17 protein-coding genes are annotated in these 21,282 nt (G+C 64.7%); 11 read left to right on the top strand and 6 right to left on the bottom strand.

Annotated features, from left to right (window positions below):
* Positions 1-43: 43 nt before the first annotated feature.
* Positions 44-2,338 carry a cation:proton antiporter domain-containing protein gene (locus WDX12_RS23365; RefSeq protein ID WP_434725695.1) on the bottom strand — a complete coding sequence of 765 codons (2,295 nt, stop codon included), beginning with the start codon at positions 2,336-2,338 and terminating at the stop codon, positions 44-46.
* Between the two features lie 340 nt (positions 2,339-2,678).
* Between WDX12_RS23365 and WDX12_RS23360 the strand changes: the two genes are divergently transcribed.
* From WDX12_RS23360 to WDX12_RS23340, 5 genes are all read left to right on the top strand, one after another.
* Complete coding sequence (locus WDX12_RS23360; protein WP_320295996.1) at positions 2,679-2,885, top strand: hypothetical protein; 207 nt, start codon at positions 2,679-2,681, stop codon at positions 2,883-2,885.
* Positions 2,886-3,006: 121 nt separating this feature from the next.
* Positions 3,007-3,792, top strand: a complete 786-nt coding sequence (locus WDX12_RS23355) for a DUF2270 domain-containing protein (RefSeq protein WP_320295997.1) — start codon at positions 3,007-3,009, stop codon at positions 3,790-3,792.
* Positions 3,793-3,967: 175 nt separating this feature from the next.
* Complete coding sequence (locus tag WDX12_RS23350; protein WP_140831796.1) at positions 3,968-4,267, top strand: hypothetical protein; 300 nt, start codon at positions 3,968-3,970, stop codon at positions 4,265-4,267.
* Between the two features lie 125 nt (positions 4,268-4,392).
* The gene (locus WDX12_RS23345) at positions 4,393-4,752 is read left to right on the top strand and encodes a hypothetical protein (RefSeq protein ID WP_320295998.1); all 360 of its coding nucleotides are present in this window, start codon (positions 4,393-4,395) and stop codon (positions 4,750-4,752) included.
* 84 nt (positions 4,753-4,836) lie between these two features.
* The gene (locus WDX12_RS23340; RefSeq protein WP_434722174.1) at positions 4,837-6,921 is read left to right on the top strand and encodes an alpha/beta fold hydrolase; all 2,085 of its coding nucleotides are present in this window, start codon (positions 4,837-4,839) and stop codon (positions 6,919-6,921) included.
* A gap of 7 nt (positions 6,922-6,928) precedes the next feature.
* Here the strand turns inward: WDX12_RS23340 and WDX12_RS23335 are convergent, their stop codons facing one another.
* Positions 6,929-7,759, bottom strand: a complete 831-nt coding sequence (locus tag WDX12_RS23335; RefSeq protein WP_434722173.1) for an aldo/keto reductase — start codon at positions 7,757-7,759, stop codon at positions 6,929-6,931.
* 223 nt (positions 7,760-7,982) lie between these two features.
* Between WDX12_RS23335 and WDX12_RS23330 the strand changes: the two genes are divergently transcribed.
* On the top strand, positions 7,983-8,255 hold the full coding sequence (locus WDX12_RS23330; RefSeq protein ID WP_320296001.1) for a hypothetical protein: 273 nt from the start codon (positions 7,983-7,985) through the stop codon (positions 8,253-8,255).
* Between the two features lie 15 nt (positions 8,256-8,270).
* Here WDX12_RS23330 and WDX12_RS23325 read toward each other — a convergent pair whose 3' ends face one another.
* Positions 8,271-8,867: a TetR/AcrR family transcriptional regulator gene (locus tag WDX12_RS23325; protein WP_434725694.1), complete on the bottom strand. Its 597-nt coding sequence runs from the start codon at positions 8,865-8,867 to the stop codon at positions 8,271-8,273.
* Positions 8,868-9,351: 484 nt separating this feature from the next.
* Between WDX12_RS23325 and WDX12_RS23320 the strand changes: the two genes are divergently transcribed.
* From WDX12_RS23320 to WDX12_RS23310, 3 genes are read left to right on the top strand one after another with little or no spacing between them, the layout of a single operon-like run.
* Positions 9,352-9,852: a (2Fe-2S)-binding protein gene (locus WDX12_RS23320; protein ID WP_434722172.1), complete on the top strand. Its 501-nt coding sequence runs from the start codon at positions 9,352-9,354 to the stop codon at positions 9,850-9,852.
* Complete coding sequence (locus tag WDX12_RS23315) at positions 9,849-10,832, top strand: FAD binding domain-containing protein (protein WP_434722171.1); 984 nt, start codon at positions 9,849-9,851, stop codon at positions 10,830-10,832. The genes WDX12_RS23320 and WDX12_RS23315 overlap by 4 nt, the downstream gene beginning before the upstream one ends.
* Positions 10,829-13,123, top strand: a complete 2,295-nt coding sequence (locus WDX12_RS23310) for a xanthine dehydrogenase family protein molybdopterin-binding subunit (RefSeq protein ID WP_434722170.1) — start codon at positions 10,829-10,831, stop codon at positions 13,121-13,123. Before WDX12_RS23315 ends, WDX12_RS23310 begins: the two co-directional genes overlap by 4 nt.
* Positions 13,124-13,210: 87 nt before the next feature.
* On the opposite strand, the gene WDX12_RS23305 is transcribed toward WDX12_RS23310, so the two are convergent.
* The 3 genes from WDX12_RS23305 to WDX12_RS23295 all read right to left on the bottom strand — a co-directional run bounded on the left by WDX12_RS23305 (position 13,211) and on the right by WDX12_RS23295 (position 16,100).
* On the bottom strand, positions 13,211-13,930 hold the full coding sequence (locus WDX12_RS23305) for an outer membrane protein (protein WP_434722169.1): 720 nt from the start codon (positions 13,928-13,930) through the stop codon (positions 13,211-13,213).
* 73 nt (positions 13,931-14,003) lie between these two features.
* Entirely contained in the window at positions 14,004-14,933 is a 930-nt protein-coding gene (locus WDX12_RS23300; protein ID WP_434722168.1) for an outer membrane protein, read from the bottom strand.
* A gap of 21 nt (positions 14,934-14,954) precedes the next feature.
* Positions 14,955-16,100, bottom strand: coding sequence for a helix-turn-helix transcriptional regulator (locus WDX12_RS23295; protein ID WP_434722167.1), 1,146 nt, complete (start codon positions 16,098-16,100; stop codon positions 14,955-14,957).
* 292 nt (positions 16,101-16,392) lie between these two features.
* On the opposite strand from WDX12_RS23295, the gene WDX12_RS23290 reads away from it, so the two are divergent.
* Positions 16,393-17,340 carry an AraC family transcriptional regulator gene (locus WDX12_RS23290; protein ID WP_320296008.1) on the top strand — a complete coding sequence of 316 codons (948 nt, stop codon included), beginning with the start codon at positions 16,393-16,395 and terminating at the stop codon, positions 17,338-17,340.
* Between the two features lie 222 nt (positions 17,341-17,562).
* Positions 17,563-21,228, top strand: coding sequence for an autotransporter outer membrane beta-barrel domain-containing protein (locus WDX12_RS23285; protein ID WP_434722166.1), 3,666 nt, complete (start codon positions 17,563-17,565; stop codon positions 21,226-21,228).
* The last annotated feature ends 54 nt before the right edge of the window (positions 21,229-21,282 follow it).

The raw sequence follows: 21,282 nt of genomic DNA, 5'->3' as shown, positions 1-21,282 counted from the left end.
GCCTTGTCGGGGGCGAGGAACCGAGCTTGCGGAGATCAGCTAATCACCCAGTCCCCGTTCCCGTGCGCACCGCCTCGCGGTCGCTCTCGTCGCGTTTCACCCGCTCGTCGGAGATCAGCACCACCGGGCATGGGCTTCGCCTCAGCACGCCGGTCGTCGTCTCACCGAAGATCAACTCTTCGCCCTGGCGCCGCGCCACGCCCATGACGATCAACGCCACGCTGCGGCTGGCCTGGCGGGCAATGGCATCGGCGGCTGCGGCTCTGCTGCGGATCGCGGTCTCGATCTCGACGCCGTAGCGGTCGGCGAGCGCGACGATATCCTTCAGCACCGCTTCCCTGCGGCGATGCGAGACGGTGTCGCGTGGCTCGTCGCGACCAACCCTGGCGACATAGAGCATCTTGACCGGCGCACCGGTGACGGCGGCGATGGCCAAGGCCAGTTCGGCGCCGCGGCGGGCGACCGCAGTGCCGTTGACCGGCACCAGTATCTTGCCCGATCCCGGGCCGAGCTTCGGCGTCTGGCGGCCTACGGCTGCCGGTTTCAGCACTAGGCAGAGCGGCCCATCGAAGGCGCCGGCGACTTCGTTCAGCCGGTGCGAGAAGCCGCCCTTGGAGGTGACCGCGCGACCGAGGCCGACGAGCAGCATGCCGTAGCCTTTGCGCGCCTCCCTGGCGACCGTTTCGGCCGAAAGCTCCTCATGCTGGCGGCGGGTGACCGGCGCTTCGCGCACTGGGCTCTCGTCGGATTTCTTCGCGGCCTCGCGGCTGTCCTCCGCACCTTTTTCGATCTCGTCCAGATGCAGCCCCTCGGTTGGCTCGGCATCGATTTCACCGCTGGAATGCAGCACTGTCATCGGCTTGCCGGCGCCGATGACGCCGGCAAGATAGGCGGCAAAGCGGCCGACGACGCCCTCGTCGACCACCACCAGAAGCCTCTCCAGATTGGCGACGAAACCGCGCTGGTCCACCTCTTCGCGCTCCAGGCGCTTCTTCTCGTTCTCGCCGATCGGCAGGCGCCGCAGCGCCCAGCGCAATGTCGGCGGCATGACGAGGGTGGTGATGACGGCCATGGTGAGGATCATGGTGAAGAGGTTGTGCGACAGCACGCCCATCGAGAGGCCGATCGAGGCGACGATCACTTCGGTCGAGCCACGCGCGTTCATGCCGCAACCCACCGCGATGCCTTCGGCACGGCTCATGCCGGCGACTTCCGCGCCGATGAAGGCGCCGCCGAACTTACCGATCGAGGCGATCACCACCAGCGCCACGGTAAGCAATGCCAGCTGCGGGTCGAGCAGCACGGTGAGATCGGCCGACAGGCCGGCGACGCCGAAGAACACCGGCATGAAAAGGGCGGTGATGATGCCGCGCAATTGCCCTTCGATATGCCGCGACAGGATCGGCGACTCGCCCACCAAAATGCCCGCGACAAAGGCGCCGAGCACGGTGTGGACGCCGATCAGGTCGGTGATCAGCGCCATCGCGCCCATGATGGCCAGGATGACGGTGACCACCGCGTATTCCGAACGGAACGTGTCGTTGGTCCAGCGGATGGCGTCGAAGACGATGCGGCGCCCGAGCGTGAAGGAAAACGCCATGAAGGCCGCGACGCCGAGGATGGTGAAGGCAAGATTGCCGATCTCGATCCGCCCCTTGGTTGCTATGCCGATGGTGATGGCGATGATCACCCAGCCGATCGTGTCCTCGATGATGGCCGAGGACACGATGATCTGGCCGAGGTCGCGACGCATGAAATTCATGTCGCGCACCACCATGGCGACGATCTTGACCGAGGAGATGGAAAGCGCCGTGCCAAGGAACAGCCCGGCCACGATGCGCTCGCTGCCGGTCGCAAGCAACGAAGCCGGCATGAACTGCGCGGCGGTGAAGCCGAGCGCGAAAGGCACGGCGACGCCGGCGGCCGAGATCGAAAAACAGGCGCGGCCGACGCGGCGCACGAGCCTCAGATCCGTCTCCATGCCGGTGAGCAGGAGCAGCATCAGAACGCCGAGCTGGGCGATGGCGTTGATCATCGACTTCTGCGAGGCGTCGCCGGCGAAGACCAGCCGCTCGGCCTCCGGCCAGACCCAGCCGAGCAGCGAAGGGCCGAGCAGGATACCGCCGATCAGCTGCCCCATCACCGCGGGCTGGCCCAGTATTTCCAGCACCTCGCCGATACCGCGCCCGACGACCAGAAGCAGGATCAGCTCGGCGACGAAGATGCCTTCCGAGGACATGCCGGTCTTCTCGGCCGCGAAGGCGATGGCGGGCATCAGGGCGAGCGCGGCAGCACCAAGCGCGATCCAGATCGACAGCGACCGTCGCCGATTGAGCATGTTGAACAATATGCACCCCTCATTCCTCGCGTCGGCATAACGGTTTGGCGCGAGGATCGTTGCACGGCTTTTCCTCGCCCCATGAAATGGGGAGAGGTGCCTCGGCGAAGCCGAGACGGAGAGGGAGAACGCCGGTTCGACCGGTAAAAGCGCCTCTATGAGGAAGACATTCGCCCTACGAAAGATCCTCTCCGTCCGGGTTCGCGGATACCTCGCCCCGCCTTTGGCAAGGGCGAGGAAAAGCTTCTACAATTCTAATCAAATGCCACGGCCGATTTTTGCTTCGCGGTAAAGCGACTCGACGATGTTGGCCGCCAGGCGGGGCAATAAGGAGAAGCTAATGAAAAGCGACTTTGCCGCCGCCCACCTGCACCTCGACCGGGCGTGCCATTACCTGCGTGGCGACGATGAAACGAGCCGTGCCGCGCTTCAAGCGCTCGACCTTGTGATCGAGGCGGTGGCGGCAGCCCAGCATGCCAGGCCGATGGCCGATGTGCTACCCTTTCCGCGGCGCGCGAATGGTGGTCTTCCCCCGCTTGCATCCTGACTTATGCGCCTGAAAAGGCGGGAACATTTTGGGGCGGCCGCACGTTGTGCTATACGGGGTGTGGCCGGCCTGTTCTTAGTCGGGATGCGGCCGGCCATGGCGGCGGGAGGCGCATGGCAAAATGTCCCAGACGACGGCCGCAAAATCCACCGGCGCGGCCACGGCCTCGAAATCCACCGAGGCGAGCGCGCCGGCAACATCGACCGAGAAGGCAGCACCTCCGCGCGCCTCCGACACGCTGGCGCTGAAGCTCAGCTCTGCCGAATTCACCACGACGCTGTCGCATTTCCACCGCGCCGAGATCGCGCGCATGGCCGGCTGGCGCGACCGGCTCGACCGCACCAGCAACTGGGCGATCACCGTGGTGGCGGCGATGCTGTCGGTGTCGCTGTCTACTCCCAGCGCGCATCATGGCGTGCTTTTGTTCGCGATGCTCCTGATCACGCTGCTTTTGTGGATCGAGGCGCGGCGCTACCGCTTCTTCGACGTCTACCGCGCCCGCGTGCGGCAGTTCGAGCGCTACTACTTCGCGCAGATATTTTCGCCGCAGCCCGACTATGCCTCCAACTGGCTGGCCATACTGGGTGAAGGCCTGCGCTCGCCGCGTTTCCTGATCTCGCAGCGCGCGGCGCTGATCCGCCGGCTGCGCCGCAACTACATCTTCATGTACACGATCCTGCTGCTTGCCTGGATCCTGAAGATCACCACGCCAAGCCTCTCGCGCGAAGGCTCTCCGATCGGTTTCGGCGCCTCGCTCGTCGATACGTTCCGAGTGGCGACGCTGGGGCCCATCCCCGGCGTCGTCGTCGTGTGCGGGGTGAGCGCCTGCTATCTGGCGCTGCTTGCCGCCGCTTTCCTGGTCCGCTCCGATGATGGCGAGCTGTCCTTCGGCGATGTGCATGTGTGAGTGAGGCACTAGGCAGTAGGCAGTAGGCAGTAGGGGGATAGCCGCTTTCCATGCTGCCTCGCAACGCCCTTTTTCCTATTGCCTACTGCCTACTGCCTAGTGCCTACTGCCCAGCAATGGCTTCAGGCTTTGAATCGCAAAGCCGGTCCAAGTGTCTGTTTCTGGAGGAGATCGCATGGACGACACCGACCAATGGCGCAACATGGCGAGCGCGCCGCGGGACGGCAGCCGCATCCTGGTGACGGTGCGCTCCTCCGAACAGGGGCCGGCCGAGGTCGACATGGCCTACTGGTCGCGCGCCGACCAGTTCGGCGAGGAAGGCTGGCGGGCGTCGGACTCCTCGCCCGGCCGCGTCGTCGAATATGCCGAGCCGGAGCTCAGATGCTGGATGCCGCTGCCTACCGCTGGGCGCGGGTCGATGCCAAGCCCGTGGGAGGGTGAGGACGTGCCGCTGGTGGACGGCGATGGGATTTAAGGCGGCTTACCCCGACTATTTGGTGCAAGCGGCCGTGACGGCCGATCCCCCAGTAGGGGACATGTCCCCACAAGGAGGGAGATTGGCTGTGCACCGGCTTTCGCCAATAAGCGGCGTTAGCTGTCGTGATCTTACAGAAGGCGGCTTCTGGGCTTAAACCTAGTTGCAAAAACTTTTTCGGCACGCCGAGAGAGTGCCGACCCGATCCAGGTCGCGAAGGCAAGAAGCCGAAGCGCGAACCCTTCGAAGTCGACGATGGATGTACTCACCTGCCGATGCTTGCGTTGCCGGTCAAGGTACCACGCCAGCGCAATATCATGCCGACACGGCGCGCTGATGTCCTGCCCGCCGATTTGGTCGTCGCCATGCCAGATTGGCCATTCGCTCGGGCGTTGCACGGCATCCTCCTCAGATTGATGTCCAATGCGGATAATCTGGAGGAGGACCGTGAGAGACACGCAGCAACCGGCGTGATCAAATCGTGAAAAATGCTGGCCGCATGAGATCCGGGTTGAATTAGAGACTGCTAAGCGAAAGAATTGCCTCGATCATGGTCGGGGTGGCTTCCGATGACGGCGCCGCATCTTCACCTGCTGGGTGGTTTCGACTTTAACGGCGTCGGGGCGACGGCTCCGGCCTTCAGTCGCAAGGCGCGCGGCATGGTGGCTTACCTTGCGCTGCAGGCCGGGCAGGCGCAGTCGCGCGAAAAGCTCGCGGCGCTGCTCTGGAGCCTCAATGGCGAGGCCCAGGCGCGGATGAGCCTGAGGCAGGCGGTGTCGTCCGTCCGCAAGGCGATAAGCGTCGCGGGCGGGGGGCGCTTCCTCACCGACGGCGCGAACCTTGCGCTTCACCTCGACGATATCGATTTCGACGTGGCGCGCTTCGAGGCGCTGGCCGCGGGCCCCGCGCCCGAGGATCTCGAACAGGCCGCCGCCCTCTATCGCGGCGACCTGCTCGACGGGCTCGGCCTGCGGGAAGAGCCGTTCGAGGAATGGCTGCGGGTCGAGCGCGAGCGCCTGCGGGCGATCGCCGTCGCGGCGCTGGACAGGCTGATCAATCATTACACCACCGCAGCTGACCCCGCCGCCTGCATACGGGCCGCCATGCGCCTGCTGGCGATGGAGCCGCTGCGCGAGGATGCCCATCGTGCCCTGATGCGAAGCTACGCGGCTCAAGGGCGCGTCAACCTGGCGCTGAAGCAATATGAGGTCTGCCGCGACGCGCTGCAGCGCGAGCTGCGGCTGATGCCGGAAGCCGAAACCCGGCACTTGCATGACGAGTTGCGCGCCCGCCGCATCGCGTCTCCTGCCCGGCCCTCGGCTTCGAGCCCCGAACCCGAATCCGCACGGCCACCAACTCACTATGTCAAATCGTCGGGCGTGAACATCGCCTACCAGGTGACCGGCGAGGGGCCGGTCGACCTCGTCTACGTGCCGGGCTGGGTCTCCAATCTCGACCTGGCCTGGGCATCGCCGCGCTTCGCGCATGTGCTGAAGCGGCTCGGCTCCTTCTCGCGTCTGATCCGCATCGACAAGCGTGGCACCGGCCTCTCAGACCGCAATGTCGGCCTGCCGACGCTGGAACAGCGCATGGAAGACGTGCGCGCCGTGCTGGACGATGTCGGCTCCGATCGCCCGGTGCTGTTCGGCAGTTCCGAGGGCGGACCGATGTGCCTATTGTTTGCCGCCACCTATCCAGAACGCACCGCCGCGTTGGTGCTCACTGGAGCTTATGCCCGAGGCACATGGTCGAAGGATTATCCTTGGGCCCGAACCGTCGATGAGGTGCAACAGGATATCGACACCGTCGAACGACAATGGGGCGAGCCCGCCGACATGCGCAACGCCGCGCCCAGCCTGATCGAAAACATGGTCGAGCGCGAGTGGTTCGCCGCCTATCTCAGAAATTCGGCCTCGCCGGCCGACGCGATCGCGCTCTGGCGCTGGGGCACGGAGATCGACGTGCGCGACATCCTGCCGGCGATCCATGTCCCGACGCTCGTGCTGCAGCGGACCGGCGATCGCTGGGTGAAGCCGGAGGAAGGACGCTATCTGGCGACGCATATCGAAGGCGCCAGATATGTCGAGCTTGCCGGAAGGGACCACGTGATCTGGGGCGAGGACTGCGACGGCCTAATCGACCAGATCAGGGATTTCGTGATCGGTGCGCTGCCGCCGGCGCGAGCGGAAAAGGTGCTGATATCGGTGCTGGCGCTCGCCATCGACGGCGCGGCCGACGACGCGAAAGCGGCCGGGCAGGCAGACATCGTTCGCGACGGATTGCTGCTTGGCGGCGGCTCGGAGATCAGGCGGTCGCGTGACACGCTGCTTGCCGCATTCCAGCGGCCGACGCGCTCGATCCAATGCGCGATGGCGATCGCCAATCGCCTGGGGCCATGCGGCCTCAAGGTTCGCGCGGCGATTCACATCGGCGAGTGCGAGGCGCGTGGCGAGGACTTTTCCGGCATCGCCATCGAAGTCACGGCGCGGCTGCTGGACCATGCCAAGCCGGGCCAGATCATCGCATCGCGAACGATGCGCGACCTAGTCGTCGGCTCCGGCTTGACCTTCGAGGAACAAGGCGAGATGAAAGCAAGCGGCCTGCCCGGCGCGCTCCAGTATTTTGCCGTAACCGGGGCCCCGCCAGGCCTCTGACTTTCGGTTAGAACAAAAACGCCGCCGTGGCCGGGTCCGGCCCCGTCCGGCCATCACGCGAATCCAGGCCGTGGATGGTCTGCATGTCGCTCGCATCCAGCTCGAAGCCGAAAACGTCGAAATTGCTCGCGATGCGCTCCTGGTGGATCGACTTCGGAATGACGACCAGGCCCTCCTGCAGGTGCCAGCGGATGATCACCTGCGCCACCGACTTGCCGTGCTTCTTCGCCAGTTTCTCCAGCGTCGGGTCCGCCAGCAGCCGACCGCTGCCCAGCGGGCTCCAGCTCTCGACATGGATGCCGTGCTTCTTGTGGAACTCGCGCTTGTCGCGCTGCTGGAAGCGCGGGTGCAGTTCGATCTGGTTGACGACCGGCGTCACGCCGGTCTCGCCGATGATGCGTTCCAGATGATCCTGGTTGAAGTTCGAGACGCCCACCGACTTGATACGGCCGGCCTGCTTTAGCTCAACCAGCGTCTTCCAGGCCTCGACATATTTGTTCTGGCTGGGCACCGGCCAGTGGATGAGAAAGAGGTCGATCCGGTCGATGCCGAGCTTCCGCATCGTATCGTCGAAAGCGCGCAACGCCTCGTCGCGCTGATGCGCGCCGTTGCGCAGCTTGGAGGTGATGAACAACTCGTCCCTCGGCACGGCGGCCGCGCGGATCGCTTCGCCGACGCCTTCCTCGTTGCGGTAGCCCTCGGCGGTATCGATGAGGCGATAACCGGCCTCGATGCCCCAGCGCACGACCTTGGCGGTGATGTCGGGATCGACTTGCCACACGCCGAGGCCGATCTGAGGGATCGTGGCGGCGTCGTTCAATGTCAACTGTTCAGGCATGAATCGTTCCTTCTGCACTGTGGGTTGGCCCCGCCTATGTAGTTTCCAGATTTGGAATGACGAGCTGATGTGCGGAAAAATGGGCGTCCTTGCAGCTGTCGGCCTCCTCTTGTCCATCAGCAATCGCTAATTGACAGGCCTACGGAAAAGGCGCTGATTGACAGGCGGTAGATCGCAACAAGGCGGTCGATTTGGCCTGCCGGCGTCACCGCGGGAGGATCTCATGCCAACTGTCATCGGCCACCACGATATCAAAAAAGGCGCCAAGCACTGGCTCACATCACCTAAGCGCAAGGAACTATTCGGTCCGCTTGGCATAACCAACATCCGCACCTTCGTCGATCCGCAGAATCGTGACCGGGTGGCTGTAATGATGGACGTTCCGGATATGGACAAGCTGGCGGCCCTGATGCAGAGCAAGGCAGCTGCCGATGCCATGGAGTTCGACGGCGTGGTGCCCGAATCCCTAGTCATCCTGGTGGAAGAAAAGGGATAGCCGCCTCGCTGGGCCCTATCCTTTCGCTCCAAACCTCAAGCCGTCCATCAAAAGCTTCACCAGCCTCCCCGATCGCTCGCGCCAGTCGGGCGTGTTCGGCGCGGAGTAGATGCCGCCGAGCGCATGCATGACATCGGAGGCGTCGACATCGGGGCGGATCTTGCCTGCGGCGGCGGCAGCCTCGATCAGGCCCCGCATCGCGCCCGAGACACGGCCGGAGGTGTCGGAGAACAGCGTCGAGTTGGTGGTGAGCAGAAGGCGCAGGCTGGTGGCGAGGCCGCGCTTGGTGGCGATGTAGTCGACGAAGCGCTGCATCCAAAGTTCGAGGGCGACATCAGCCGGATGCTCGCGCGCCAGTTCGTCGGCCGCGTGGCAAAGCCCTTCCACCTCGCGGCGATAGACTACCTCGACCAGATGCTCGCGCGTCGGGAAATGCCGGTAGAGCGTGCCGATGCCGACCCCTGCCCGCTTGGCGATCTCCTCCAGCGAGGCGTCGACGCCGTCGGCCGCGAAAGCCTGCGCCGCCACCTCGACCAGCCTGTCGCGGTTGCGCTGCGCATCGGCGCGCAACGGCTTTGGCGCCGGCGGATCGCGCGTCGCTTCAGCGGTCATTTCACGGTCAGGCACTTTTTTCTCCACCGAACGCAATATGGGGGGTTGAACCATCACTGGCCAGACCCCAGTTAAATAAACGGAGGCACCTCCGCTTTAGTGGAGTACCTTTATCATATAACCAGGGGAAGCGGTATGTCACGTAGAGAAGGACGGAAAGCTTTGCCTGGCCGCTGGAGACAGGGGCATTCTTCGACGCCTGAGGTTGGCAAAACCGCTCGTGACTTCGTCATCCCAGGGCGAAGCAAGGAGCGGAGCGACGCGGCGCAGACCCTGGGATCCATGCCATACCCTGCGAGCGCGGCTACGGTGCAGAATTCTGGCCCGTCGCGTCCTTCGGCAAACGTCACGGCATGGATCCTCGGGTCAAGCCCGAGGATGACGAACGCGAAGGTCGCCTCCAAGCAACCATCACCCTTGCCCCTCACCCCCCAAGCCCCATTTCCATCCGCTTAAGCGTCCAGCAATCGGAGCCCGACGCCCCATGAATGACCAAGTCACCATCAGTCCCACCGCGCTTTCCATCCATCTCACCATCAACGGCCGCGCGCATTCCCTCGACGTCGAACCGCGCGTGACGCTGCTTGACGCGCTGCGCGACCGGCTGCACCTCAGCGGCACCAAGAAAGGCTGCGACCAGGGCCAGTGCGGCGCCTGCACCGTGCATGTCGACGGCGAGCGTGTGCTCGCCTGCCTGACGCTGGCGGCCCAGGTCGAGGGCCGCTCGATCACCACCATAGAGGGCCTTGCCGACGAAGACGGCACGCTGCACGCCGTACAGGCCGCCTTCCTGGAGCAGGACGCCTTCCAGTGCGGCTATTGCACGCCGGGACAGATCATGTCGGCGGTGGCCTGCATCCGCGAGGGTCATGCCGGCTCCGACGAGGAAATCCGCGAGTACATGGCCGGCAATCTCTGCCGCTGCGGCGCTTATCCGCACATCGTCGCCGCCGTCCGCCAGGCCGCACAGGAGCTGCGCTCATGAGAGACTTTTCCTATCTCCGCGCCGACAGCGTCGAGGCCGCGCGCAACGCCGCAGCCCTTCCCGGCGCCATGCTGCTGGCCGGCGGCACGACGCTCATCGACCTCGCCAAATGCGGCGTCGCCGAACCTACTGTTGTCATCGACATCAGCCACATCGAAGGGCTCAACGCTGTCGACGTGACTGCCGACCGCGCCTTCATCGGCGCGCTGGCCAAGATGAGCCATGTCGCCGACAACCCGCAAGTGAAGAGCCTCTTCCCCGCCGTGTCGGAAGCGCTCTGGCAGGCGGCGTCGGCGCAGTTGCGCAACATGGCCACCATCGGCGGCAATCTGATGCAGCGCACGCGCTGCCCCTATTTCCGCGATCCGCAAAATTTTCCGACCTGCAACAAGCGTGCGCCGGGCAGCGGCTGCTCGGCGATCGGCGGGGTGACGCGCGGCCATGCCGTGCTCGGCACCAGCGAGGCCTGCATCGCCACCTACCCGGGCGACCTGGCGGTGGCGCTCGTCGCCTTCGACGCCGAGGTCGATCTTGGCGAGCGCAAGCTCAAGGTGGAGGACTTCTTCCTCGCGCCAGGCGCCACCGCCGAGCAGGAGCACGACATCCGCCCCGGCGAGGTGATCACCGCAATAGAAATCCCCGGCTCGGCCGCGGCCAGGCGCTCGACCTACATCAAGGTGCGCGACCGCCAGTCCTATGAATTCGCGGCGGCAAGCGCTGCCGTTGGGCTGGAGCTCGAAGGCGATGGTCGCACCATCCGCGACATCCGCGTCGCGCTGGGCGGCGTCGCCACCAAGCCATGGCGCGCGCGTGCCGTCGAGGACGCGCTGAAGGGCAAGGCGCTCGACGAAGACATCGTCCGCAAGGCGAGTGAGCTCGCCATGGAGGGCGCTGTCGACCACGGCGCCAACCGCTACAAGATTGCGTTGGCGCCGCGCGTGATCGCGCGCGCCATCCTCAAATTGGGAGAGACGGCATGACCGTTCATGACATGAAACACGCCGCGTCGGACAGCGCGCGGCTCGAAGCGGTCGGCGGGCGCCTGTCGCGCGTCGACGGTCCGGCCAAGATCACCGGCGCGGCCCACTACGCCGTCGAGCAGCAGCTCGAAGGGCTGACGCATGCGGTGCTCGTCGGCGCAACCATCGCCGCGGGCAACGTCAACGCCATCGACACGCGCGCGGCCGAGACCGCGCCTGGCGTGCTCGCCGTGCTGACGCCCGACACCATCATGGAGCTGAAGGGTGCATCGGACTGGCTGGGCAATCCGCCCTCGCAGTCGACCTACGCGCCGCTCGTGCGCGAGGTAACCTTTTCCGGCCAGCATGTCGCCGCGGTCGTGGCCGAGACCTTCGAGCAGGCGGTGGCCGCCGCGGCGCTGGTCAAGGTCTGGTATGACGAGACGCCGGCCATCGTCGATCTCAGCGACGGCAAGGCCGGTGACGGCATCCCGATCGACGCCATGACCAAGGAATGGGGCGACGCTGAAGCCGCCTTCGCCGAAGCGCCGGTGCGCATCTGCGCGGCCTATAACACGCCGCGCGAATTCCAGGCGGCGATGGAGCCGCATGGGCTGATCGCGCGCTGGGAAGGTGACGAGCTGACCATCTGGGAGCCGAGCCAATGGCTGGACGGCATGGCGCGTACCTATGCCGAATGGTTCGGCGTGCCGTTCGAAAATGTGCGGCTCGTATCGCCCTATATCGGCGGCGGTTTTGGCTCCAAGGCGCTGGCGCTCGCCCACAGCGCGGTGGCGGCGGCGGCGGCGAAGATGCTCGGGCGCCCGGTGAAGCTGGTGCTCAACCGCCCGCAGAATTTCACGTCCTATGGCGGCCGCGCCGCGACACGGCAGACCGTTGCCATCGGCGCCGACAGGGATGGAAAGATCCAGTCGATCGTACATCGCGGCGTCAACGAGACGGCCGTCGACGGCATGTGGGTCGAGCCGCTCGGTTCGGTCACCTCGATCATGTATGCCACGCCAAACTTCTCCTCGAAGCAGAATGTCGTGCGGGTCAACACGGTGGTACCGGGGGCAAAACGCGCGCCGGGCGAGAACCCAAGCGCCTTCGGCATCGAAAGCGCCATCGACGAGCTTGCTTATGAGCTTGGGCTGGATCCGCTGGAGATGCGGCTGATCAATTATGCCGAACAGGACCCGCACACCAAGAAGGCGTGGTCAACACGCCAGTTGCGCGAGGCCTTTGCCGCCGGCGCCGAGGCCTTCGGCTGGGCGAAGCGCAGCAACGCGCCGCGCTCGATGCGCGACGGCCACCAGCTCATCGGCTGGGGTGTTGCGGCCGGCACCTATCCGGTGCGGCGCGCGCATGGCGAGGCGGTGGTGAAGCTCAAAGCCGATGGTTCGGTCGAGGTCGAAAGCTCCTCCATCGACATGGGCCAGGGCACCTACACGATCCTGGCGCAGACCGCGGCCGAAACGCTCGGCGTGCCGGTGGAGCGGGTGTCGGTGAAGCTCGGTGACTCGCATTTCGCCCGCGCCGGCGTCACCGGCGGCTCACGGCTTGCCGGCGTCATGACCGGCGCCGTCTACAAGGCGGCCGGCCAGGCGCTGGACGAGCTGATCGGGCTCGCGCTTTCCGACCCGCGCTCGCCTTTCCAGAAGCTGCAGGCGAACACGCTGCAGGTGCGGGACGGCCGCATCGCCTCGCCGCGCGGCGAAGGACCGGAGCTGTCGATCGCGGAGTTCATGTCCGCTGTCGGGCGCGAAAAGATTGAGGCCAAGGGCGACACGCTGCCGGCAAGCACGACGCCGGAGGAGCGCTACAAGAACTACACCACCATCGCCATGTCGATCCCACACACCGAAGGCGACTATTCGCGCTATTCCTGGTGCGCGCATTTCGTCGAGGTGCGCGTCGACGAGGATTTCGGCACGGTGCGTGTGTCGCGCGTGGTGTCAGCGCTGGATTCGGGCCGGCTCTACAACCCGAAGCTGGCGGAAAGCCAGTGGAAGGGCGGCATCATCATGGGCATCGGCCAGGCGCTCTTGGAAGAAGGCATCGTCGACCGCCGCCACGGCCGCATCGTCAACGGCAATTTCGCCGACTACATGCTGCCGACCAATGCCGATATCCCCGACATCCAGACGATCTCGGTCGGCATCCCCGACCCGCACTCCTCCGCGCTTGGCGGCAAGGGCGTCGGGGAACTGGCGATCGTCGGTATCGCGCCGGCGATTGCCAACGCGGTGTTCCACGCGACGGGGAAAAGGGTACGGGATTTGCCGATCACCCTGGAGAAGTTGATTTAGCGCCCGCGCTGAAGCGGCCAATCTCCCTGTATGGACGCGTTTCAGGTACCCCGACGCGCCCGGGTTCTGTTCGCGCGAGACGGCTGATCAGAATTTGTAGGCGATCCCGACGCGGATATCGTGCGTTGTCAGTTCGATCGCATCCTTGTTGATAGGAGCCCCATCGAAGGTCGAGTGACGCACAGAGGTGTGACGGCCGAAATCGGCGAAGCGGTATTCGCCCCGGACGAGCCAATTGTCGGTTACGGCGTATTCGAGACCGGCGCCCAGTGTGTAGCCCGCAATCGTATCGTCGACGTCGGCATAGGCATCTCCGCTCGGAAGGTTGACGGTGGTGTGCTTGTAGTTTGCCACCGCAAGGCCGCCGGTGAGGAAGGGAAGCCAACGATCCATCGCGTAGCCGGCTCTCAGGCGGACAGACCCGACCGCCTTCAGCTCGAGCACGCCACCGAAGGCAGGATCGTCGACCCCCAGAGCCTGATAGGCCGTTGTGTCCTTGACGTTGGCAAAGCTGTAGTCGCCCTCGACACCGAGAACCAGGCCGCCGTCGAACTGCTTGGCGTAGCCGATATACAAGCCGCCGAAGCCGCCGGATGGGCTGTAGCCCCAGCCGTAATCCTCGAAACTGCCAGGCGCAAAAGTCTGACCGACCCTTGCATCGCCCCAGGCATATCCGGCTTGTGCCCCGACATAGGCGCCAGACCAGTTGTAGGTGGCCGCGACGGGCGAGGTTGAATCGACGTCCGCGGCGGACGCCATGCCGACAGGCACGAGTAGAAAGGCCGTGGCGAGAAGTACTGTTTTCATTGCTTGTCTGCTGTCCCCAAAGTGTCGCCTTCCCCGGCGGAAAAATGCCGCCGCGGGGTTTTGTTCGGACAGATCAGAACTTGGAGCTGAGGCCGACCCGCAAATCGTGCGTCTTGAGATCGACGTTCGTCACCGTGGCAAGACCGGCCGCGGCCGAGAGAGCCTTGCTGCCGAAGTCGGAGTAGCGATACTCGACGCGAGCGATCCACTTGTCGGTGAAGGCGTGCTCGACGCCGGCTCCTACAGTCCAGCCAATATAGGCTTCGTTGTGGAGTGTTATGTCACCGCTGGGAGTGCCGGTAATCGCGGTCAGTTCATATTTGGCCGCGGCCACGCCCGCGGTGATGTAAGGCAAAGTCCGATCGAAAGCATAGCCGGCCCGCAGCCGCGCCGACCCCGACCACTTGAGTTCGCTCTTGAGCAACGTGTTGCCGCCATTGGCGAAGGTCGTAAGTCCATCGACATTGTTGTACGCAAGGTCAGCCTCGGCACCGAGCACGAAACGGTTCGCCAATTCCTGGTTGACGCCGACATGGATGCCGCCAATAAAACCATTCGGATCGACGGGATCGCTAACGTCGGTACCCCCAACGCCGGCGCCGGCGATGAAGAGATTGGATTTTCCGGCCGCGTAGCCAAAGTGAACGCCGGCATAGAGACCGGACCAGTCGTAGGCGGCTACAGGCGAACCCTCATTGACGTCCGCCGCGCATGCCATGCCGACAGGCGCGAGAATGATGGCTGTGGCGAGAAGAATGGTTTTCATTGTCAGGTTGCTGCCCCAAATGTTGCGTTCCCCGCCGCGGAATGCCCTGCGGGAATCCGGCTGCTTGCCGAGGCCCTGGTGTTGCATCGTCCGCCGGCCGCGTCTTGGGGTGAGCCGCACTGGAATTGTCCTGGAACGCGCCGCGGCATTTTCCGGCTCGGTGTGGCCGATCAGCCGCAGCCGATCGGCGCGTGCCGCGCGGCGCGATGTTGCTGATCCCGCCGCAAGGGGAGGCAAGCAAATTCAGACGCCCCACCACTATGATCCGGGAGCCGCGAGGGGCGTGCCTATGTCCGAAATGAGTTTGACGAGATCGGCTTGGCGCCGCGTGCCGGTTTTGGCGAAGATCCGGTTGAGGTGGGTCTTCAAGGTGTTCTCGCCGATGCCGAGCGACACCGCGCTCCTGGACGCGGACAAGCCGCTGCCGATCCTGAGCAGGACGCGCGCCTCCGCCGGCGTCAGGTCGAACAGCGTGGTGAGAACGGCCTCCGGCAGTGGCGAGGCGGACGTCGTGGTCGACACGAAAACAGCGGCGCAGGCCGGCCGGAAAGCCGCCCGCGCGGTCCCTTCGGTCAAGGGCAATACATAGGCGACGGCGGGCGGCTGGCCCGCGACCGAAATGGGCAGGCCTATGCCGCGCGAGCCAAGCGAGGCATCCGCGCTCGCGGCACTGGCGATCGCTTCCTGCAGGGCGGGGACCACCGCCGTATTCTGCGCCTGGAGCAGGCCATGCCGGGAAAGAATGGGACCTTGCGCCGAAAACATCTGTTGAGCAGCCCCATTGGCATGGAGGATTGCCCCGTTGGCACCAGTCAGCACGACAGGCACGGCCAGGTGGTCGAGCGCCTCGCGATAAAGACTGGCGGTCACGCGGGCCTGATCGAGCAGATCCCCGATGAGGGAGGCGCGGCGCAGATGCGGCGAGAGCAATGCCATGAAACGCTGCTCCTCGACGGATATGATCTCCCGGTCGGCCCGCGTGGTGCAACCCATGAGGCCGATCCGATCCTGTGTATGGACGAATTTGATGATGCAGCCTTCACGCAATCCCTGCGGTTTGGCCCAATTCTGGAAGAAAGGCGTCCGCTGGAGTTCGGCTTCGCTCATATGCGAGAGCGTCGCGACCGGCGTGTCGATATCGCCGACGACCACGGCCTTCAGTCCGGGAATTGCCTCAAAGTCGTAATCCTCCTGGAGCACACGCATCTGCTCGGCATCCCAGGGCGACCGGGCGGCGAAGCGCCCGTGATTGCCTTCAATGTTGGCAAGCGCGATGGTGCTATACGCCGCGTCCATGGTTTCGGTGATCCGGACCATGACCCCGGTCCAGCCTTCCGGGTTCAACACGCAATCGTAGATATCGCCGACAATCGAACTCAGGACTTCGCGGCTCAGCCTTTCCACCGTTTCTCCTACACCTCAGCATACTCCGCCCCTCGCATGATGGGTGGCGGCAAACGATGAAACCAGCAACATTTTGACTGCGACCCGGTGCAAAGGCACCGATCCCGCCTGAAGGATTTTGCTGGCGTCATACTTTCGGGTGACGCCAAGCGTGGTTGGGCACGACTAAGGCGTTCAACCGGTTGAACGCCAAGCCATCAATGTTGCTGGTTATTCCTGGAATGGAAAGCGGCGCGTTCGATTTTTTGAGACTGCGGGTGTTAGCGGGGGCGCTTCCTTGTCACGAAAGACGGTGTTTTCATCGGCTGATTTGCCGGAGCATCTTGGCGACCGCGATCGATTTTCGCTCTGGCAGGATATCCATGTCGCCAAGATCTGGTCGGTCGAATACAGCATATCGGAAAAACTGCCTTTCGAAGCAGCGATCGAGGCCACGGCCGTCGGATCGCTGGTGCTTGGCCAGATGGCCGGGACAATCAAGCACGCGACGAGGAAGACGAGCAACATCGCCGATGACGGCAATGACGGATATCTGCTGCTGATCAACAGGGCCGACACCGTGCTGAGCGGAACACAGGCCGGCCGCGAGTACAGCGTCGGCCGTGGCGAAGCAGCCCTGGTCACGGCGGCGGAAGCGCTGAAAATGACCGGTGCCGACTGGAATGTGTGGGCAAATGTGGTGGTGCCGCGCGCAATCCTCACCCAGACCTTCCCACAAATCGATGACAGGCTTGGGTTGAAGATCGGCGCTGAAAACGAAGCCCTCGATCTTCTCAAACGCTATTGCCAGTTGCTCGAGAGCGGCCGCCCCCTCGCCTCGCCCGACCTGATAACCCACGCGACGGAAACGATCGTCGATCTGATCGGGCTGGTCACCGGCGCGAAAGGCGAGGATGCCGAACTGGCCGGTCTGCGCGGCCTTCGGGCGGCAAGGCTGCAGGCAGTGCTGGCGAAGATTGCGGACAATTTCGCCAATCCCGGCATCTCCGCGCAAGGCGTCGCAAAGGAACTCGGCCTGTCGGCGCGCTATGTCCAGGACCTGCTCCAGGAGACAGGCATCAGCTTCTCCGAGCGTGTTCTGGAAATGCGCTTGCAGAAAGCACACAGGATGCTCTCGCAAAGACACAATGACGAAATGCGCGTCAGCGAAATCGCGCTGATAAGCGGCTTCAGCGATGTGTCGTACTTCAATCGCTGCTTCCGCCGCCGCTTCGGCTACACGCCAAGCAGCGCCAGATAGAGCGCGACATGTCTGGAACAGGCCGCGGGACGCAATTTCCTTTCCTATCCGTCGGAACCCTTTCAGTTCCCGAGCCGACCGATGGTGCCAAACCATCACAGTGCACGGAAAAGCTGCCGCATCTCGCTCCAGTCCAATTCCAGTGCGGCCCTGCCCAAGACAAGGGCTGGCTCCGATGACATGCCAGCGCAGGGCGAAATGATCGTCATATCAGGGGATTGCATGCCGAAGCATAGGGTTGGAAGCCGCAAGGCGAAGGCGTTGAAGTATCTAGCGTTGACCTCGACCGCGCTGGTCGGCCTGGGCCAGCCAATCACTGCCTCGGCTGCCGAGACCTGGACCGGTGCCGCCTCCACGGATTGGTTCACCGCCGGAAACTGGAACAACAGTGCTGTTCCGACGTCGGGCGACGACGTTACGCTCAATGCGACGTTCCCGAATCCGACCGTGGTCAACGGGCCGAATGCGGCCGCGCATTATCTGTTTCTCGGTACCATCGACAGCTACACAGGCTCGCTGACGATCAAGAACGGCGGCACGCTCGCCAGCACCGCCGGCTTTGTAGGCTATCTTTCGAACGCCAACGGGGTCGTGACCGTTACCGGAGCAGGCTCGGCCTGGAGCAACAGCTCGGACCTTTTCCTCGCGTCGAGTACGAACAGCACCGGCACCTTGACGATCTCGAACGGCGGCAGTGTTAGCGATACCGTGGGTCATGTCGGCTATGGCGGCACCGGCATCGCGACCGTCGATGGGACAGGCTCGACCTGGACCAACAGCGGCGACCTGTATGTCGCCGAACATGGCACCGGCGCGCTTGTTGTCACCAAGGGGGGCGCGGTCAGCAACGCCACCGGCACCATCGGTTGGCATGCAGGCTCCAACGGCATGGTGACGGTCGACGGCGCCGGCTCGACCTGGACCAACAGTTCCAACCTGGCTGTTGGCGATTTCGGCAACGGCAATCTGGTGATCACCAACGGCGGCGCGGTCAGCAATCTCACGGCCTATGTCGGCAATTCGACGGGCTCGACCGGCATGGTGTCCGTCGCCAACGCCGGCTCGACCTGGACCAGCGCGGACCTGTATGTCGGCGGTCTCAGCACGGGCACGCTGTCGATCTCGAAGAGCGGCGCAGTCAACAGTGCTTCGGCCTATGTCGGCTATGGTGCCGCCTCGATCGGCACCGCGATGGTCGACGGCATGGGCTCTGTATGGACCAACAGCGGCAAGCTCACCGTCGGTAGTCTTGGCACGGGCACACTGACGATCACCAATGGCGGCGTGGTCACGAGTGACGGGGCCTATGTCGGCAAAGTTGCGGGCTCTGCCGGGGCGGTCACGGTCGACGGCGTGAGCTCGACATGGACAAATGGCGCAAACCTTCTCGCCGTCGGCCAGAATGGCACCGGCACGCTGACGATTTCGAACGGCGGCACTGTCAACACCACGATGAGCTATGTCGGCAACTATTCCGTTGGCACCGCGATCGTCGATGGCGCGGGCTCGACATGGAACGGTAGTTCGGCTCTCTATGTCGGTGTCAGCGGAGGTGGCATCGGCACGCTGACCATCCGTAACGGCGGCACCGTCAAGAACACTGTCGGCCAGGTGGGTTACTCGGGGGGCTCTACCGGCACGGTGATGGTCGATGGCGCGGGCTCGAGCTGGCTCAACAGCTCAACCCTGCTCGTCGGCAACGCGGGCACCGGCACACTGACGATCTCGAACGGGGGAACCGTCAAGAGCGCAGCCGGCATCATTGGTGGCACCGCCACGGGTACAGGTACCGTGACGGTGGGTGGTGCGAATTCTGTCTGGGCCAACAGCGGCGACCTCTATGTCGGCAGCCTCGGAACCGCCGCACTGAATGTCTCGAACGGCGGCGCGGTCAGCAATGCCTGGGGCTACCTCGGTTACAATCCAGGCTCGACCGGCACGGCGACGGTGGACGGCGGCGGCTCGATCTGGACCAGCAGCGCGGGCCTTGATGTCGGCGTCGACGGCGCGGGTACACTGACGATTTCGAACGGGGGCACGGTTTCGGTCGGTGGCACCGTCACCATAGCCAGCCATGCCGGTTCCGTCGGCACGCTCAACATCGGCGGCGCGGCAGGCTTCGCAGCGACGGGCGCCGGCATCTTCGGTCCGGCCGCGCTGCAGTTCGGCGCCGGCACCGGCGCGGTCAATTTCAATCATACCGGCGCGAACTACACCTTCGCTGCGGCGGTCAGCGGACTGGGCACGATCAACCAGATCGCCGGCACGACGAACCTGACAGCCGATTCGAGCGGCTTCACCGGCGCGACCAACGTGATCGGCGGACGGCTGGCCGTGAACGGTTCGCTGGCCAACTCGCTGGTGACAATCTCGGGCGGCGTGCTGGGCGGCAACGGCACGGTGGGCGGCATCGCGGCGCAGTCGGGCGGCATCATCGCGCCGGGCAATTCGATCGGCACGCTCAATGTCGCGGGCGATATCGACCAGGCGGCAGGCTCGACCTACCAGGTCGAACTGACCTCGACCGGCCAGTCCGATCTCCTGCTGGCGACGGGCACGGCGACAATCGCCGCCGGCGCGATCCTCGATGTGGTCAAGACGGATGCCGCGCCTTATGTGCTCGGCACGCATTACACGGTGCTTCAAGCCGATGGCGGCGTCAGCGGGACCTACACGCTCAACGGGGGCGGCCCGTTCATCGGTCTTCTCGCCAATTACGACGCGACGCATGTCTATCTCGACGTGGTGCAGGCAAAGTCCTTTGCATCGGTCGGCCTGACGCCCAACCAGATCGCCACCGCCGGCGGCGCGGCAAGCCTGGGCAGCGGCAACACGCTCCATGACGCCATCATGGCGTTGCCGAGCGAATCAGTTGCCCGGGACGCCTTCGACCAGCTGTCGGGCGAGATCCATGCCTCGGCCAAAGGCATGCTGGTGCAAGACAGCCGCTTCCTGCGCGACGCCGCCACCAATCGCATCGCTGCTGCCTTCGGCGATGCTGGTGCTGCACCCCTGCCCGTCATGGCCTATGGCGAAGGCGGGCCCGAAATGGTCGCCGCCGACACCGACCGTTTCGCGGTCTGGGGCCAGGCTTTTGGTTCCTGGGGCAATACGGACTCGGACGGCAATGCCGCCGCCTTCAGCCGCGCCACCGGCGGATTGCTGGCCGGCGCCGATACACTGGTTGGCGGCTGGCGCGTCGGCCTGCTCGGCGGCTACAGCCGCTCCTCCTTCGATACCGACGCCCGCCATTCCTCCGGCGACGCCGACAGCTACCATATCGGTCTCTACGGCGGCACCAAGTGGGGCGCCATCGCCTTCCGCACCGGCGCCGCCTACAGCTGGAACAGCATCTCGACAAAACGCGCGGTCGCCTTCAACGGCTTCGCCGACCAACTGTCGGCCGACTATGATGCCGGCACGGCGCAGGTGTTCGGCGAACTCGCCTACAAGGCCGATGCGAGGCGGTTCAAGTTCGAGCCGTTCGCCAATCTCGCCTATGTCAGCGTGCACACCGACGGCTTCACCGAGAAAGGCGGCGCCGCGGCTCTGACCAGCGCCGGTTCAACCGCCAGCGCCACCTTCACCACGCTGGGGCTGCGCGCCTCGACCGACGTCGCGCTCGGCGGCATAAGCGCGACCGCGCGCGGCACGCTCGGCTGGCGCCATGCCTTTGGCGATGTCACACCGAGCTCGACCTTCGCCTTTGCCGGCGGCGATGCCTTCACCATCGCCGGCGTGCCTGTCGCCAGGGACAGCGCGGTGATCGAGGCCGGGTTCGACCTGCCGATGTCGGCCAATGCCACGCTAGGCCTATCCTATGCCGGCCAGTTCGGTTCCCACGGCGTCGACAACGGCGCCAAGGCAAACCTCAATGTGAGGTTCTGACGACGACGCGGCGAAAGGGCCGGTGCCGATCACGCTGGAGAAGTTGATCCAGGC

Origin of the sequence: Mesorhizobium sp. RIZ17 (assembly GCF_051127865.1) — a bacterium.
Lineage (GTDB): Bacteria > Pseudomonadota > Alphaproteobacteria > Rhizobiales > Rhizobiaceae > Mesorhizobium > Mesorhizobium humile.
The sequence above is the reverse complement of the archived record's forward strand: the minus strand, read 5'-3'. Positions and strand labels throughout refer to the sequence as shown.

Excerpts from the sequence above, each read along its gene's own strand:
- WDX12_RS23365 (WP_434725695.1), bottom strand. The coding sequence starts at position 2,338 with ATGCTCAATCGGCGACGGTCGCTGTCGATCTGGATCGCGCTTGGTGCT.
- WDX12_RS23360 (WP_320295996.1), top strand. The coding sequence starts at position 2,679 with ATGAAAAGCGACTTTGCCGCCGCCCACCTGCACCTCGACCGGGCGTGC.
- WDX12_RS23355 (WP_320295997.1), top strand. The coding sequence starts at position 3,007 with ATGTCCCAGACGACGGCCGCAAAATCCACCGGCGCGGCCACGGCCTCG.
- WDX12_RS23350 (WP_140831796.1), top strand. The coding sequence starts at position 3,968 with ATGGACGACACCGACCAATGGCGCAACATGGCGAGCGCGCCGCGGGAC.
- WDX12_RS23340 (WP_434722174.1), top strand. The coding sequence starts at position 4,837 with ATGACGGCGCCGCATCTTCACCTGCTGGGTGGTTTCGACTTTAACGGC.
- WDX12_RS23335 (WP_434722173.1), bottom strand. The coding sequence starts at position 7,759 with ATGCCTGAACAGTTGACATTGAACGACGCCGCCACGATCCCTCAGATC.
- WDX12_RS23330 (WP_320296001.1), top strand. The coding sequence starts at position 7,983 with ATGCCAACTGTCATCGGCCACCACGATATCAAAAAAGGCGCCAAGCAC.
- WDX12_RS23325 (WP_434725694.1), bottom strand. The coding sequence starts at position 8,867 with ATGACCGCTGAAGCGACGCGCGATCCGCCGGCGCCAAAGCCGTTGCGC.
- WDX12_RS23320 (WP_434722172.1), top strand. The coding sequence starts at position 9,352 with ATGAATGACCAAGTCACCATCAGTCCCACCGCGCTTTCCATCCATCTC.
- WDX12_RS23315 (WP_434722171.1), top strand. The coding sequence starts at position 9,849 with ATGAGAGACTTTTCCTATCTCCGCGCCGACAGCGTCGAGGCCGCGCGC.
- WDX12_RS23310 (WP_434722170.1), top strand. The coding sequence starts at position 10,829 with ATGACCGTTCATGACATGAAACACGCCGCGTCGGACAGCGCGCGGCTC.
- WDX12_RS23305 (WP_434722169.1), bottom strand. The coding sequence starts at position 13,930 with ATGAAAACAGTACTTCTCGCCACGGCCTTTCTACTCGTGCCTGTCGGC.
- WDX12_RS23285 (WP_434722166.1), top strand. The coding sequence starts at position 17,563 with ATGCCGAAGCATAGGGTTGGAAGCCGCAAGGCGAAGGCGTTGAAGTAT.